General features: G+C 73.6%; 12 protein-coding genes. 6 read left to right on the plus strand and 6 right to left on the minus strand.

Annotation, left to right across the window (positions count from 1 at the left end; all coding sequences use genetic code 11):
- The first annotated feature begins 37 nt into the window (after nt 1-37).
- From AB0C27_RS02725 to AB0C27_RS02735, 3 genes are read left to right on the plus strand one after another with little or no spacing between them, the layout of a single operon-like run.
- Nucleotides 38-664, plus strand: a complete 627-nt coding sequence (locus AB0C27_RS02725; protein ID WP_357836769.1) for a TetR/AcrR family transcriptional regulator — start codon at nt 38-40, stop codon at nt 662-664.
- On the plus strand, nt 661-810 hold the full coding sequence (locus AB0C27_RS02730; RefSeq protein WP_357836772.1) for an FAD-dependent oxidoreductase: 150 nt from the start codon (nt 661-663) through the stop codon (nt 808-810). Before AB0C27_RS02725 ends, AB0C27_RS02730 begins: the two co-directional genes overlap by 4 nt.
- A gap of 13 nt (nt 811-823) precedes the next feature.
- On the plus strand, nt 824-1,831 hold the full coding sequence (locus AB0C27_RS02735; protein ID WP_357836774.1) for an FAD-dependent oxidoreductase: 1,008 nt from the start codon (nt 824-826) through the stop codon (nt 1,829-1,831).
- Here AB0C27_RS02735 and AB0C27_RS02740 read toward each other — a convergent pair.
- Genes AB0C27_RS02740 through AB0C27_RS02760 form a run of 5 tightly spaced genes read right to left on the minus strand, consistent with a single transcriptional unit; the run spans nt 1,820 to nt 11,250 of the window.
- Nucleotides 1,820-2,851 carry a phosphotransferase gene (locus tag AB0C27_RS02740; RefSeq protein ID WP_357836777.1) on the minus strand — a complete coding sequence of 344 codons (1,032 nt, stop codon included), beginning with the start codon at nt 2,849-2,851 and terminating at the stop codon, nt 1,820-1,822. The two genes, AB0C27_RS02735 and AB0C27_RS02740, sit on opposite strands and share 12 nt — an antisense overlap.
- A complete protein-coding gene (locus AB0C27_RS02745; RefSeq protein ID WP_346103869.1) occupies nt 2,817-2,957 on the minus strand; it encodes a hypothetical protein in 141 nt (46 codons plus the stop codon). Before AB0C27_RS02745 ends, AB0C27_RS02740 begins: the two co-directional genes overlap by 35 nt.
- Before the next feature lie 57 nt (nt 2,958-3,014).
- Entirely contained in the window at nt 3,015-5,504 is a 2,490-nt protein-coding gene (locus tag AB0C27_RS02750) for a PEP/pyruvate-binding domain-containing protein (RefSeq protein ID WP_357836781.1), read from the minus strand.
- Nucleotides 5,501-6,274 (minus strand): TetR/AcrR family transcriptional regulator, encoded by a 774-nt coding sequence (locus AB0C27_RS02755; protein WP_357836784.1) that lies wholly within the window; start codon nt 6,272-6,274, stop codon nt 5,501-5,503. Before AB0C27_RS02755 ends, AB0C27_RS02750 begins: the two co-directional genes overlap by 4 nt.
- Nucleotides 6,275-6,318: 44 nt before the next feature.
- Complete coding sequence (locus tag AB0C27_RS02760) at nt 6,319-11,250, minus strand: tetratricopeptide repeat protein (RefSeq protein WP_357836787.1); 4,932 nt, start codon at nt 11,248-11,250, stop codon at nt 6,319-6,321.
- A gap of 149 nt (nt 11,251-11,399) precedes the next feature.
- On the opposite strand from AB0C27_RS02760, the gene AB0C27_RS02765 reads away from it, so the two are divergent.
- The 3 genes from AB0C27_RS02765 to AB0C27_RS02775 all read left to right on the plus strand — a co-directional run bounded on the left by AB0C27_RS02765 (nt 11,400) and on the right by AB0C27_RS02775 (nt 13,148).
- Nucleotides 11,400-11,954 carry a hypothetical protein gene (locus AB0C27_RS02765; RefSeq protein ID WP_357836790.1) on the plus strand — a complete coding sequence of 185 codons (555 nt, stop codon included), beginning with the start codon at nt 11,400-11,402 and terminating at the stop codon, nt 11,952-11,954.
- A 59-nt stretch (nt 11,955-12,013) separates the two neighbouring features.
- Nucleotides 12,014-12,397: a hypothetical protein gene (locus tag AB0C27_RS02770; protein ID WP_357836793.1), complete on the plus strand. Its 384-nt coding sequence runs from the start codon at nt 12,014-12,016 to the stop codon at nt 12,395-12,397.
- Between the two features lie 79 nt (nt 12,398-12,476).
- Nucleotides 12,477-13,148, plus strand: a complete 672-nt coding sequence (locus AB0C27_RS02775; RefSeq protein WP_357836796.1) for a DUF6766 family protein — start codon at nt 12,477-12,479, stop codon at nt 13,146-13,148.
- Here the strand turns inward: AB0C27_RS02775 and AB0C27_RS02780 are convergent.
- Nucleotides 13,082-13,921, minus strand: a complete 840-nt coding sequence (locus tag AB0C27_RS02780) for a pyridoxal-phosphate dependent enzyme (RefSeq protein ID WP_357836798.1) — start codon at nt 13,919-13,921, stop codon at nt 13,082-13,084. The two genes, AB0C27_RS02775 and AB0C27_RS02780, sit on opposite strands and share 67 nt — an antisense overlap.
- Between the last annotated feature and the right edge of the window lie 4 nt (nt 13,922-13,925).

Consider the following 13,925-nt stretch of genomic DNA (forward strand, 5'->3'; position numbering starts at 1 on the left):
AGTCGATCGCCCAAGCCATCCGTCCAAAGAGGAGACCATGGCGACCCACTCCGCCGAACGCGGCAGAACCACCCGGCAGCGGTTGCTCGACGCCGCCGTCGCCCTCGTCCCCGAGGTCGGCTGGGGCGGCGTCACGACCAGGATGGTCGCCGAGCGGGCGGGGGTGGCGCCCGGCGTGGTCCACTACCACTTCGCCTCCGTCACCGACCTGCTCGTCGCGGCCGGGCTCGGCTTCGCCGCCGGCCTGCTCGACGGCCTCGCCGCCGAGCTGGCCGCACGACCGGACATCGGCGAGGGGATCGACTGGCTGCTCGGCGAGCTGTCGCGGTACAGCGGCGCCGACCCGGCCTCGCTGCTGATCCTGGAGATGTTCCTCGCCTCGACCCGGCTGCCGGAGCTTCGCGAGCGGCTCGGGGTGCAGATCGGCGGCTTCCGCGCGGTCGTGGCGTCCTGGCTGACCGCACGCGGCTACCGGGGCGACGCGGAGGCCGCGGCCGCGCTGCTGGCGGCCTCGCTCGACGGGATCATGCTGCACCGCGCGCTCGACCCCGGCCTCGACCCGGCCGCGCTGACCGGGCCGCTGCGCGCCATGTTCACCGCAGGACAGACCGCTCCCGACCCGGCGAGCGGTCCCCGTACCAGCACGAGGAGGACGGAAGCGTGAAGGCTCTGATCTGCGGCGCCGGCATCGCCGGGCTGACGCTGGCCTGGCATCTCGAACGCTCCGGCTGGGAGGTGGAGCTGGTCGAGCGGGCGGGGGCGTTCCGCGAGGGCGGCTACCTGATCGACTTCTACGGCCCCGGGTCTTGAGGTGGCCGGGCGCATGGGGCTGAGGGAGCGGCTGACGGAGGCGCGCCACCCGGTCGACGAAGTCCGTTACGTCGACCGTTCCGGGCGGCCCAGCAGCCGGCTCAAGCTCGGGGCCGGGCTGGAGGGAGTGCTCAGCCTGCTCCGTGGCGACCTGGCCCGGATCATCGCCGACGACGTGCGCGCGCCCGTCACGTACGGGACCAGCGTCGAGGCCGCCGAGCAGGACGGCCGCCGGGTATCGGTGCGGCTGACCGACGGCACATCGCGCGAGGTGGACCTGCTGGTGGGCGCGGACGGCGCGCGTTCGCGGGTGCGCGAGCTGGCGTTCGGCGACGTGGCCCCGCGCTATCTCGGGCATCAGGTGGCGGCCTGCGTCCTGACGGACGCGGAGCTGAGCCGCCGGGTGGGCGTCCGCTACCAGATGCTCACCGAGCCGGGTCTCATGGCGGGCGCGTACGCGCTCGGCGACGACCGGCTCGCGCTGCTGTTTCTACGCCGCGAGCCCGAGCCCGAACTGCCCGCCGACCCCGCCGCCGCGCTGCGCCGCCACTTCGGCCACGTCGGCTGGATCCTGCCGGACGTGCTGGCGCGCTGCCCCGAGCCGCCCGATCTCTACCACGACCTGGTGACGCAGGTGGTGATGGGACGCTGGCACCGGGGCCGGATCGTGCTTCTGGGCGACTCGTGCCAGGCGGTGTCGCTGTTCGCCGGGCACGGGGCGTCCATGGCCATGGCGGCGGCGTGGGTCCTGGCCGACGAGCTGACGTCTGCCGAGGTGGATCCGGCCGACGCGCCGGCCCGTTACCAGGAGCGGTTGACGCCGGTCATCTCGGAGGTGCAACGGTTCGGCCGGCGGTTCATACAGTGGATGGCCCCCTCACACCGCTGGCGTATCGTGGCCCGCGACCTGATCCTCAGGCTGGCCGGGCTCCCCGGCGGCGAGCGCCTGTTCGTCAACGCGCTGAGCCAGGGCGGGCACAACCTCATCCCGCCACGCCACACCACCGTCTCACCCTCCTGAGCCCGCGCCGCACCCCCGGTCTCGCCCTCCTTCGCCCGCCGCCCAGCGGATGCGGAGCCAGCTCAGTGTGGCTCGCCGGGAGTGTTCGCGTCGCTGCTGGAGGTGCGGGGCGTGTGCGGGGCCCGGGAGGGCGGCCGTACGGGTCCAGTAGCCGGCCAGCGCCACCAGCAGCGCGTCCACCCGCTCGGGGTCGGCGGCCCGGCCGAGCGGGTGCGCGGTGAAGATCTCCTCCGGATCGGGGGTGCCGAGGTCGGACTCCAGCAGCAGGCAGACCAGGTCCGTCCAGGCCGGTCCGACGCAGGCGCGGCCCCAGTCCACATAGCGGGCCGTGCCGTGCGCGTCGATGACGATGTTGTCGAAGCGCGGGTCGAAGTGGAGCAGCGTGTCGCCGGTGACCAGCGACGTCCAGGTGCGCTCGACCGCCGCCAGCCGGTCCAGGTGCGCACGCTCCCAAGCACCCATCTCCGGAGCGGCGCCGATCCCCGGAGCCCCGGCCCGAGCCCGGTCTCCGTCGCCTGCCGCCCCGCCGTTCGTGGCGAGGGCGTGCCAGAGTTCGCAGCGGCCCGCCATTCGCTCGGCCACCGTCGGCAGGCCGTCCACGGGTGCGGGGGTGAGCGGGGCCGCGCAGGCGGTGAGCAGGTCGAGCGCCGCCGCGAGCTCCGCGGGCCGCCAGGGCTCGTGCGGCACCCGGCCCGGCGCCTCCTCCGAGCAGAGCAGCACCCAGCCGTCCCGTTCGCAGGAGAACAGCAGCCGCGGCGTCGGCACCTCGGCGGGCAGGGCGGCGCTGATCACCGCCTCCGACCGGTAGTCGCCCGCGTGGTCCGCGTCCGCCGGCGTCGCCTTGACGAACACGCGCCGCCCGCCGTCGAGGGTGAGCACGCCGAGGACGCCGTACGAGAAGCCGCCCCGCCGCGGCTCGAACCCCCGTACGGCGCCCAGCCGGCGCTCGGCCTCCGCTACCAGCGGGGCGGGCAGGTCGGCCCAGTCACGCCGCGGGCCCCATCTCGCCGGGCCGCTCAACCGCCTCCTCCCGGTCCTTGTGCTCCAGCGCCTGCTGGGCGTTCCTGAACCGGGCACAACGCGCTTCGAGTTCGCGCTCGTCTTCGAGCATCCACTGTTCGATCATGGTCCTCGACGGGATCACACGCCACCCGGCCCGCGCGAGCGACTTGGCGGGAACTTTTCACGCCAGCAACTCGACCGTGCCGCGTTCCCCGTCCACCCTGATCCGGTCGCCGTCGCGCAGCCGCATGGTGGCGTTGCCGGTGCCGACCACGGCGGGGATGCCGAGCTCGCGGGCCACGATCGAGGCGTGCGACAGCGGGGCGCCCATGTCGGTGACGACGGCGGCGGCGCGCGGGAACATCGGGGTCCAGCCCACGTTCGTCAGCGTCGTGACCAGGATCTCGCCCGGTTTGAGCCGGTCGCCGTCCTCGGGTCCCGAGAGCACCCTGGCGACGCCCTCGACCACGCCGGGCGCGCCGGGGAAGCCGGTCACGGTGTCGCTCACCGGCGCCCCCGGGCCGCGCGCGTCGTAGACGTCGGCCCGGCGTCCCGGGTCGGCCGCCCAGCGCACGGGGTCGAAGTGGCCGACGATCAGCACGGGGTAGGGCGGCAGGGAGGCGTAGCGCTCGTGGGTGACCCGCCGCGACGGCACCCGCTCCAGCGCGGACCGGTCGCCGCGCAGCAGATCGAGCAGCTCCTCCAGGTAGAGGTGGAACACATCGTCGCCGGCCCCGGTCAGCTCGCCGGCCCGGACGGTGAAGGCCCGCAGCACCCAGAACGCCCGTATCGTCTCCGACCGGGTGCTCTCCCGATCGCGTACGACAGCGTTCCAGCGCCGCACCCTGGCCCGCATCCGGGCCTCCTTGCCCGGATGACGCCGGGCGAAGCGCGCCCAGGCCGCCTCGCGCGCCTCCCGCTGCCGGGCGAGCAGGGCCTGGGTGTCGGCCCCGAGGTCGCGCAGGCCCGCGAGCTGGGCGTCGATCCAGCCGGGGTCCTCGCCGGGCCGCGGCACGGAGACCTCGAACTCGTGGGGTCCGCGATGCCCGTACGCGCGGGCGAACTCGTCCCTGGTGATCTCGCCGCGCGCCAGCCTGGACAGGCCGATGACCGGGCCCATGCTGGCCAGCTCGCCCTCGGCGTTGACGCCGGTGAGCATGGCCTCGGCGTCCGCCTCGCCCATCATCCGGTAGAGCCGGTCGCGGGTGTAGACGAGGGTGGCGCCGCCCTGGCGGCCGGCCGCCTCCAGCATGCGGCAGGCGGTGATCAGGTGCGGCCTGATCTCCCGTTCCCACAGCTCGGCCAGCTCGGCGCCGGACGTGGTGCGGGCCACGCGCTCGCGCAGCTCCTCGCAGCGCTGCTGCGAGGTGTCGAGGAACGCGCGCATGCCCTTGAGGTTGCGCCGCACCCGGAGTCGCAGGCGTACGGCCATGGGCAGGACGCGTTTGACGATCTCCCAGCGGGACGCCGGCACGCGCGGCACCTCCAGGCCGGGCGGCAGCTTGCCGAAGACCTGCTCGACGGCGGAGAGCCGGCCGCTCATGCCCAGCGCGCCCGCGATGGAGTGGACGACGCTCAGGTTCATGTAGAAGCGGCCGCCGATGTTGCCCACCAGGTCGAAGCCGGGGATCGAGGCGGCCGACATGGCCTCGTGGATGAACAGCCGCACGTACGACCAGGTGATCGGCGTCATCACGTCGGGGATGGCCTCGCCCAGGTTGCCGCCGGTCCACAGGTAGTCGCCCTTGAGGCTGTCGTTCCACTCCTCGAACTGCGGCTTGATGCCGGTGATCGGGCGGGCCTGGACGATGGCGAACGCGCCGTCGCGCCGGACCCATTCCACGTCCATGGGGGTGCCGTACAGGGCCTGGATGCGTGCGCCGAGCGCGGCCAGCCGCACGGCCTCGGCGTCGTCGAGCACGGCAGCGCCGCGCAGGCCGGCGGGGACCGGCCGTTCCTCGGTACCCGACTCGGTCCGTACGGTCATGACCTGTTTGTCGCCGACCCGCGAGGAGGTGACCGCGCCGCCGGACACCACGATCGTGTCGGGCGTGACCTGGCCGCCGACGACCGCCTCGCCCAGCCCCCACGAGGCGTTGATCACCGTGTCGTCGCGGGCGCCGGTGACGGGGTCGGCGGTGAACATGACGCCGGCCGCGTCGGCGTCGACCAGCTCCTGCACCACCACGGCCAGGGCCACGTCGTCGTGCGGCACGCCGTTCGTGTCGCGGTAGGCGATGGCGCGCGGGTTCCACAGGGAGGCCCAGCAGCGCCTGACCGCGTCGAGGAGGGCGTCGCCGCGGATGTTGAGGTAGGTGTCCTGCTGGCCGGCGAACGACATGTCCGGCAGGTCCTCGGCGGTGGCCGACGAGCGCACGGCCACCGGGACGTCCTGGCCGAGCTCCTCGTACGCCCGCAGGATCTCGTCGGCGATCGGGCCCGGCACCTCGTGGGCGGCGAACAGCGCCGGGATGGAGCCGGGGTCGGTGACGGCGGCGCGCAGGATCGCGTCCTGGAACCCGGCCACGAACGCCCGGTAGGCGGCGGTCGTGACGTGGAAGCCGCCGGGCACGGGCAGCCCGGCCCTGGTCAGCCTGGCCAGGGAGGCACCCTTGCCGCCCGCGGTCGCGAGGTCGGCGGCGGCGTCGCCGAGGGGGATGACGGTCTTCACTTCGCCCGCCTCCCTGTGCTCACGGGCTCGGTGCCCAGGGACGCCGCGAGCTTGCGGCCGGCCAGCTCGGCCGCGGCGTCGAGGAAGGCGAGAGTGGCGTCCGCGACGGCCTTCTCGGCGGCGGCGTCCAGTGGCTTGCCCGTGCTCATGGTCCGCTCGATGGTGTCGGCCACCAGGTCGGCGACGCGGTCGTCTGACGGCCGGCCCCCATCGGCCGGCCCGTCAGACAACTCGTCTGGCGGCCCTGCGGTCAGTCCGCCGGGCAGGAACAGGAACCCGTAGACGATCGAGGTGATCACCCGCACATGGTGGCCGGGCTCCTCGCGCACCGCGCCGAGCTCGATCAGCCGGGCCACGTACGCCTCGAAGGGACCGTCGATCCGCAGCCGCGCCGCGTTCTCGCGCTTCTGCCGGGTGAGCTTGCCGAGCACCTCGGAGTCACCGCTCAGCACCACGTGCAGCAGCGGCCGGCGCAGCAGCGCCCGGGAGAACTCGCCGAACAACTCGCTCAGCGTGGCCGGCTCCCGGTCGCGGACCGCCTCGACCAGGCCCACCCGCTCGCGCCGCAGCAGCGCGGCGAAGATGTCGTCGCGGGTCTTCCAGTGCAGGTAGATGGTGCCCTTGGCGACCCCGGCCCGCTGCGCGATGTCGTCGATCGTGGTCTTGTCGTAGCCCCAGCGCAGGACCAGTTCGGCGACCGCGTCGAGGATCCGGTGCGCCCGCTCGATCTGGCGCGCCGGATCCTGCGGCGGTCTTCCCGCTCGTGCCATCCGTCTCACCCCATTTGTTTGACTGGATGAGACTATTTGGTCATTTAATTAACGGCAAGTTTGCCCAGCAGCGCCTCGGCCTGAGGAGCGAAGGAGGCGTCCCCGGTGTCGACGGCCGTGGTCAGCAGCCGGCGGGCCAGCTCGAGGTCGCCGCGCTCGTACCGGATCTCGCCGAGCCGGTACGCGGCCTCGGCCACCAGGTCGTCCTGCCGGCTCAGCCCCAGCGTGAGCTCGTAGTACCGCAGTGCCCCGTCGCGGTCCCCCAGCCAGTAGCACAGCTCGCCCAGGTGCGCCGCGGCCATCCCCGACTCCGAGTCGCCCGAGTCGATGACCCGCTGGTACCAGGTCAGCGCCTCCGGGAAGTCCCGTGCCCGCTTGGCCAGCGCGCCCAGGTACATCGCGGCCACCGCGCCGGTGTGCCCCTCGCCCTCCTCGACGGCCCTGCGGTACCACCCGCGCGCCTGTTCCTCGTCCTCGTCGTGGTAGGTCTGGCCGAGCGCGACCATCGCCCGCGCGGCGAGGTCGGCGTCGCCGGCGTCCAGCACCCGCAGGTACACCTGCCGGCCCTCCTCCACCTCCCCGGTCTCGACGAGCGCCTGCGCGAAGAGGCTCAGCGCGGTCGGCTCGCCGCTCTCCGCCGCCGCGCGCAGCGTGCGCAGCGCCGCCTCGGTGTCACCCTGCTGACCTTGCAGCATGCCGAACAGGCTGCCGAACACCCCCTGCCCGGGGCTGTCGGCGTCGCCCGCCTGCCGCTCGGCCAGGTCGTAGAAGGCCGCGGCGTCGCCCTCCTCGTCGAGCAGCGACAGCAGCCTGCCGCCGGCCACGAACCGCACGTCGGCGTCGTCGTGGTCCTTCAGCCCCTCGTAGATCGCGCGGGCCTGGTCCGTCTGCTCCAGCTCCTCCAGCCGCTCGGCGATCCGCAGCTCGGTGAAGGGTCCGGAACCGGCCAGCTCGTAGTACGCCCGCACGGCCACCGGGTCCTCGCACATGTCGCCCAGCTCCCTGGCCTGCTCCCTGAGCTGCGCACCGGCCTGTTCGCCCGTCGGGCCGGCCATCGACAGCACCTCGACGGCCAGCGCGTGCTCGCCGCGCCGGCACGCCTGGTAGGCGAGCGCGTCGAGGTTGTTCATGGCGGTCTGGGTGAAGTCGCCGTCGCCGCTCACGGCCACGGCGGCGAACGCCCGTGCCGCGCCGAGGTGGTCGCCGTCCTCGTGCAGCCAGACCCCCAGCAGGACACCGGCTCGCGCCGCGGTGCCCTGGTCGCCGGACTCCACGGCCAGGCGCACCTCCCGGTCGGCCCCGGCGGCATCGCCGAGCTGGCGCAGGGTCAGCGCGAGGTCCACCCGGATGCGCGGCGTGATGCCGGGGAATCCGGTCTCGACGCCCCTGACGTACAGGAGGGCCGCGTCCGGCAGGTCGCCCATGGCCTTGCGGGCGTCGGCCCAGGTCCAGTAGCCCAGCGCCACGGTCTCGGGGTCGCCGGTGCCGACCGCCTGCTCGGCCTGGGCCACGAGAGCGTCGAAGTCCTCCCGCTGGAGCAGGTGGACGAGCAGTCTCTGGTGGCAGTCCAGGTCGCCGGCCGCCGCGCCCTCGGTCAGCAGCCACCGTGCCTCGTCGTACTCGCCGCGTTCCTCCAGCAGCTCGGCGACGAGCGAGGCGGTGGCGGGCAGGGCGGCGCGGGCGGCCTCGATCGCGCCGCCGAGGTCGCCACGACGGCGGCGGACGGTGGCGAGGTAGCGCCAGGCGGACTCGGCCGTCGCCTCGACCTCGGTCGCCGGCAGCAGCCACAGCTCGGCCCGGCACTGGTCGCCGGCGTCCGACAGGATCTCGCTCAGCCGGATCCCGGCCATGGCCGCGAGCTCGGGCTCGCCCAGCTCGGCCACCAGGCGGAAGATCGGCTCGGCCGTGCCGGCGTCCGACTCCAGCGCGTGCGCCAGCAGCTCGCGCAGGGCCTCCGTCCGGTCCTGCACGGGCAGCTCGGACAGCGGGCCGCGCAGGTCTCCCACCTCACCGGCCTGGATCGCGAGCAGCACCTTCGCCACGAGCTCGGACCCGGTCCGCTCGGTCAGCGCCGCCAGCGCGCCCTCCCTGTCGCCCTCCGCCGCCAGCACCCAGGGCAGGTCCTCCTCGTCACCCCGGCCCAGCAGGTACGCGGCCACGGCGGCGCGGAACGGATCCTCCTCCTGCGCCGCGGCCCGCTCCAGCGCGAAGCGCGCGGCGTCGGCCTCCGGCGTCTCCATCAGGCAGCGGCCGGCGGCCAGCATCGTCTCGGGCTCGGACCCGGGATCGACGGCCGCCCCCAGCTCGAACGCCGCCTTCGCCCCTTCCAGGTCTCCCGTCTCGGCCAGCAGGCCGCCGAGCAGCCGCTGGGACTCGCCGCTCACACGCGGCGGCGCGGCCTTCATCGCCGCCAGCGCCGCCTGGGGGTCGCCGTGCTCGCGCAGGAAGGTGGCCAGGTGCAGCGTCGCGTCCGCGCCGAACGTCTCGGTCAGCAGCTCGCGCGCCTCCTCCGCCCGGCCGCAGGCCACGAGCGAGTCACCGATCATCAGGGTCAGGCCGGGGTCGCCGTCCGCTCCCCGCAGCCGGGTCAGCGTCTCCACCGCCTCGGCGTGCTCGCCCAGCTCCCGCAGGACCTGACCGGCCGAGCGCAACGCCACGTCGTTCAGGCGCTCGTCCTCGCCCAGAGCCCCCAAGAACGCCGCCACCGAGCCGCGCTGGTCCCCCGCTTCGCCGCGCAGCGCGCCGAGGAAGCAGCCGGCCCGCTGCCGTTCGTCCCGCGGCTCGCCGACCGCGGCGACCAGCGCGAGCGCCCCGTCGGCCGCGACCGCCGCGCCCGTGCGCTGCCAGGCGTGCGCGCTCTCCATGGCCAGCGCCGTCGCCATCGCGGCCGGGGCGTCGTCCTGCGGGAACGCCCGCCGCGCGGCCTCGAAGTCCTGGTCGAGCAGCAGCGCGCCGAACGCGCCGACCTCGTCGGAGGTCAGGGCGAGCGCGGCCCGCGCGGCCTCGACGTCGTCGAGCCTGACCCGGGCGAACGCCAGCGGCAGCGCGGCGCGGTCCTGCCTGCCCTCGGCGATCAGCCGCTCGTGCAGGCGGCAGGCGGCCAGCAGGTCGCCCTGCCTCTCGTACACGCCGACCAGCCCGGCGGCGGCCTCGACACGCAGCCCCTGGTGCGCGCACTCCAGCACCGACTCGTACGCGGCCCGCGCCTCGGCCGGGTCGTCCTCCTCGACGAGCCCGCCGAGCTGGTACGCCACCCACGGCGCGAGCACGGGATGCCCCTCCGCCCTGGCCCGGCGCAGCAACTCGACCGGCTGGTCGGCACCCGTGGGCAGGTCCTTGCGAATCAACGCCGTGTACGACAGCGCCAGCGGGTCCCCGCTGTCCGCCGCCCGCGCGAACATGGCCGCCGTCTCCGACAGGTCGTACCCGAGCACGGCCAGCATCTGCGCGAACACGGCGGTGCCGATCGCGGAGACCGACAGGTCGGGATGCTCGGTGGCGGCCTCGTAGCGGGTCAGGCCCTCCTCCCTGCCGAGCCGCTGGTGGGCGAAGATCGCGGCCAGCACGGGGTGCGGCTCCTCGCCCGACTCGCGCAGCAGGTGCAGCAGGAACGTCGCGTGCAGCCCCTGGGCCACGTCGTCGCCCTCGGCCACGTACGTCAGCAGCTCGTCGGCCTGCTCCCGGTCGCCCTCCCCCAGCTCCAGCTGGGCCAGCGCCACCATGGCCCGCGACGACTCGGCGGGCGCCTCGGAGTCGACGGCTCCGCGCAACAGCCGCCTGGCCTCGCCCAGGTCTCCCTCGCGCAGCCGGGCCAGGCCGTCGTCGATGTCCTGGAGCGCCTGCTCCGCGACGGGGTCGGCCAGCGGCTGCTGCCTGGCGGCGTGCTCGAGCAGCAGCGCGGCCTTGAAGGAGGTGTCGGGGTCCTCGCTGGCCGCGGCCAGCCCGGCCAGCTCCACGACCTCGTCGCGTACCTCCTGATGAGCGTCGTGCAGCATGCCGAGCAGCGCGACGCAGATCGAGGTCCACTCGTTCTCGCCGGCCTCCAGCACGGCGCGCAGCTCGGCCAGTGCCTCGGCGCTCTCGCCCGCCTCGGTGTGCATCTGGGCCAGGCAGGCGTGCGCCTGGACGGCGTACTCGCGCTGGCCGCTGGCGATCACCCGGTGGAAGATCGCCTTGGTCTCGGCCACGTCGCCGAGCTGCGCGGTCGCCTTGGCCAGCTCGATCAGCGCGGGCAGCCGGAACTCGGGCCTGGGGTCCTCGGCGGCCACCCGGTAGGCGGCGGCGGACTCGGCGTACTCGCCCAGATCCACCAGCACCGCGCCGAGCAGGCTGTGGGCCATGGCCAGGTGATCGGGATGGCCGACGGCGATGGCGTGCTCGCACACCTCGCGGGCCGCGCCGAACTCCCCTTCGTCGGCGTACGCCTGGTAGAGCTTGAACGCCGACAGCGACACCACCTCAGGGTCGCCGCAGGTCAGCAGCGCCCGGTAGTCGTCCTCGGTCTCGGCCACCTCGTACAGATCCCTGGCCGAGGCCGGGTCCTGCTCGAAGTCCGGCAGCTCCAGCCGGGCGGCCAGCTCCGCCACGGAAGGGCTGTCACACCTGCGGGCCCGCTCCAGCGCCTCCTGCGCGCCCGGCTCGTCGCCGAGCTGCGTGAGCACGAGCACGAGGGCGGTGTCCGCGAGCGCGGCCACCTCGAAATCCGCCCCGTCGGAGGCGATCATCAGCACCCGGTGCGCCGCCGCCCACTCCTTGGCCGTCACGAGCATCATGCCCATGGCGATGGCCGAACGCTGCCCGAACACGGGGTCGCCCGACTGGATCACCGACCTGTGCGCCGCCTCCGCACCCTCCAGGTCCCCCTGCTCCATCAGCAGCCCGGCCAGCAGATGGGACGCCTCCGGGTCACCCGTGGCCGCGATCTGCCTGAACAGCACGGCGGCCTGGTCGAGGTCTCCCGCTTTCCAGTGGCTCATGGCCGCGTCAAGCTGCTCCGACGCCATCATTCACTCCAAGGTCATCCAACAATGTGAAAAAGCTACACATGTGTCACGCGCGTCACAGGGCATTCCGAGATCTCCCGTCCTCACGCGTAGAACCCGGGGAGCGCCGTAGCGTAGTGCTCATGGGCAAGGCGTTCTGGATCGATCAGGAGTTCGACAGGGACCGCGACGGGCGCTATGCCGTACACGTCCGCAAGAACCTGGACGAGTTCGAGTGGGGTGACATCGCGCCGGTGCGTTTCGCCTGCACGGCGTGGCGGCTGGCCGCGCCGCCGTTCCTCGACCCCGGCTACGTGCGGTGGGACCGGCGCATCCTGGAGGCGACCTGCCACCGCAACACCTGGGACGGCACGCTCTACGCGCGGGTCAGGGTCGTCTCGCCGCTGCCGGAGGAGCTGCGGCGCTCGCGGACGTGGTGGCGCGACCGCGGCTGGCTGGGCTGGCAGGAGACCTTCGGCCAGTACGTCGAGCCGACCCAGCAGGACCTGGCCAGGATCCCGTTCCTGCGCGCCTCCCTCCTCGTCGAGGCGCCGGTGCCGCTGGACGACCTGCCGCCCGAGCCCGAGGGGCCGCACGAGGAGGTCGAGCAGAGCGCGCACCGGGCGGTGACGGTGCTGGCCCGCGAGCTCAACGCGCTGGTGTCGCCGGTGCTCGACCAGCTCGGGCCGATGTACTGAGCCTGTTGCGAGGACCCGGCGGCGAGCATGCCTGATGCTCCTGTGGGTAACAGAGGCCCATGAGAACGCCTCTCGTGGTGCTGGCGCTGCTCCTCGTGCCGGTCTCGGCCTGCGCCGTGGACACCGCGTCCCCCGCACGAGCGGCCGAGCGCTTCCACGCCGCGATCTCCGCCCACCAGGAGCGGGCCGCGTGCGCGATGCTCACCCGCGAGACCGCCGACAGGTTGCCCGCCCGCGGTCAGACCTGCGCCGACGCGCTGAGGGAGCTGGGGCTCGGCCCCGGCGGCGGGGTCACCTCGGTGAGCGTGTGGGGCGACGAGGCTCAGGTCCGTCTGCGCGGCGACACGCTCTTCCTGCGCCGCTTCACCGACGGCTGGCGGATCAGCGCGGCGGGCTGCAGCCCGGTGCGCGACCTCCCGTACGAGTGCGAGGTGGAGGACTGATGCGGGTGATGTTCGGGCTGACCCTGCTGGTGATCGTGCTCGGGCTGGCGAGCTTCTTCGCGATCGGATGGTCGAGGCTGTGAGATGGGTCAGGGAGAACGCGCTGTCGCTGACGTTCCTGGTCCTGTTCCTGCTGGCGCTGGGCGGGCAGGCCGTGGCCGGACTGCTGCAGTTCAACGACCAGCAGCTGGCCGAGGGCGCCGAGCCGGTCTCGCTGCTGCGGTTCGTGACCTCCTCGTCGTTCGCGGTGGACGTGGCGGAGAACTGGCAGTCCGAATACCTGCAGTTCTTCCTGTTCATCATGCTCACCGTCTGGCTGGTGCAGAAGGGCTCGCCCGAGTCCAAGGAGCTCGGCGAGGAGGGGCCGGAGTCGGACGAGGAGCAGCGGATCGGGCCGCACGCCGGGCCGGGATCGCCGCGCTGGGCCAAGGTCAAGGGGATGCGGCTGTGGCTGCTCAGCAACTCGCTCGGGATGGTGATGGGCGCCGTCTTCCTGCTGTCGTGGCTGGCGCAGTCGGTGGCGGGGCAGGCGGCGTACAACGCGGAGCGGCTCAGTGACCTGCGCGATCCGGTCACCTGGGGCTCGTACGTGACCTCGCCGGAGTTCTGGAACCGCAGCCTGCAGAACTGGCAGTCGGAGCTGCTGGCCGTGCTGTCGATGGTGGTGCTGTCGATCTATCTGCGTCAGCGGGGCTCACCGGAGTCGAAGCCGGTCGGGGCGCCGCACGCCTCCACCGGGGTCGAGGGCTGACCGGTGACCACGGCGACGACGCGTGTGCCCGGCGCGAGGACGCCCCGCCGGGCGAGGTCGACGATGCCGTAGAGCATCTTCGCCACGTAGATCCGCTCGACCCGATGCCGCTCGGCGAACGCGTCCAGGGCCGGCGTCGATCTCGCGTACCCGCCGAAGTGGTAGCCGAGCTCGATCGACCAGTTCGGCCACGTACGGCCGAAGGCCTCCCGCTGCAACCTGGCCACCTCCTCCCGCAGGAAGGCGCCGCCCTTCAGCACCGCGAACCCGAGCGCCCGCCGCCCCCCGTCGAGGCCCGCCGAGATACCCGCCAGGGTGCCGCCGGTGCCGACGGGGCAGCAGATGACGTCGTAGTCGCCGTCGATCTCGCCAGGCAGCTCGGCGCATCCGCGTACGGCCGCCGCGTTGCTCCCGCCCTCCGGCAGGATCACCACGTCCTCGCCCCACCGCGCCCGCAGTCCCGCCTGCACCTCCTCGGCGTGCTTGCGCCGGTAGGTGGCCCGGTCGAGGTAGGTGAGCGTCATGCCGCAGGCCGCGGCGCGGGCCAGTGAGGGGTTGAGCGGCAGATGCTCCTCGCCCCTGATGACCCCGATCGTCTCGATGCCGTGGCGCGCCCCCGCCTCGGCCACGGCCCTGATGTGGTTGGAGTAGGCGCCGCCGAACGTGAGCAGCCGCTTGTGCCCGAGGTTGTACTTGAGTTTGCGCGGTTTGTTGTCGTCGTGCCGCAGGAACACGCGGACCTGACCGAGCCCTGGGTCCAGCAGCTCCTCCATGGCG

It is taken from the genome of Nonomuraea sp. NPDC048882, assembly GCF_040649755.1.
GTDB lineage: Bacteria > Actinomycetota > Actinomycetes > Streptosporangiales > Streptosporangiaceae > Nonomuraea > Nonomuraea maheshkhaliensis.

Coding starts and splice junctions, on each gene's coding strand:
- AB0C27_RS02760 (WP_357836787.1), bottom strand. CDS start 11,250: ATGAGCCACTGGAAAGCGGGAGACCTCGACCAGGCCGCCGTGCTGTTC.
- AB0C27_RS02735 (WP_357836774.1), top strand. CDS start 824: ATGGGGCTGAGGGAGCGGCTGACGGAGGCGCGCCACCCGGTCGACGAA.
- AB0C27_RS02755 (WP_357836784.1), bottom strand. CDS start 6,274: ATGGCACGAGCGGGAAGACCGCCGCAGGATCCGGCGCGCCAGATCGAG.
- AB0C27_RS02745 (WP_346103869.1), bottom strand. CDS start 2,957: ATGATCGAACAGTGGATGCTCGAAGACGAGCGCGAACTCGAAGCGCGT.
- AB0C27_RS02765 (WP_357836790.1), top strand. CDS start 11,400: ATGGGCAAGGCGTTCTGGATCGATCAGGAGTTCGACAGGGACCGCGAC.
- AB0C27_RS02725 (WP_357836769.1), top strand. CDS start 38: ATGGCGACCCACTCCGCCGAACGCGGCAGAACCACCCGGCAGCGGTTG.
- AB0C27_RS02780 (WP_357836798.1), bottom strand. CDS start 13,921: ATGGAGGAGCTGCTGGACCCAGGGCTCGGTCAGGTCCGCGTGTTCCTG.
- AB0C27_RS02770 (WP_357836793.1), top strand. CDS start 12,014: ATGAGAACGCCTCTCGTGGTGCTGGCGCTGCTCCTCGTGCCGGTCTCG.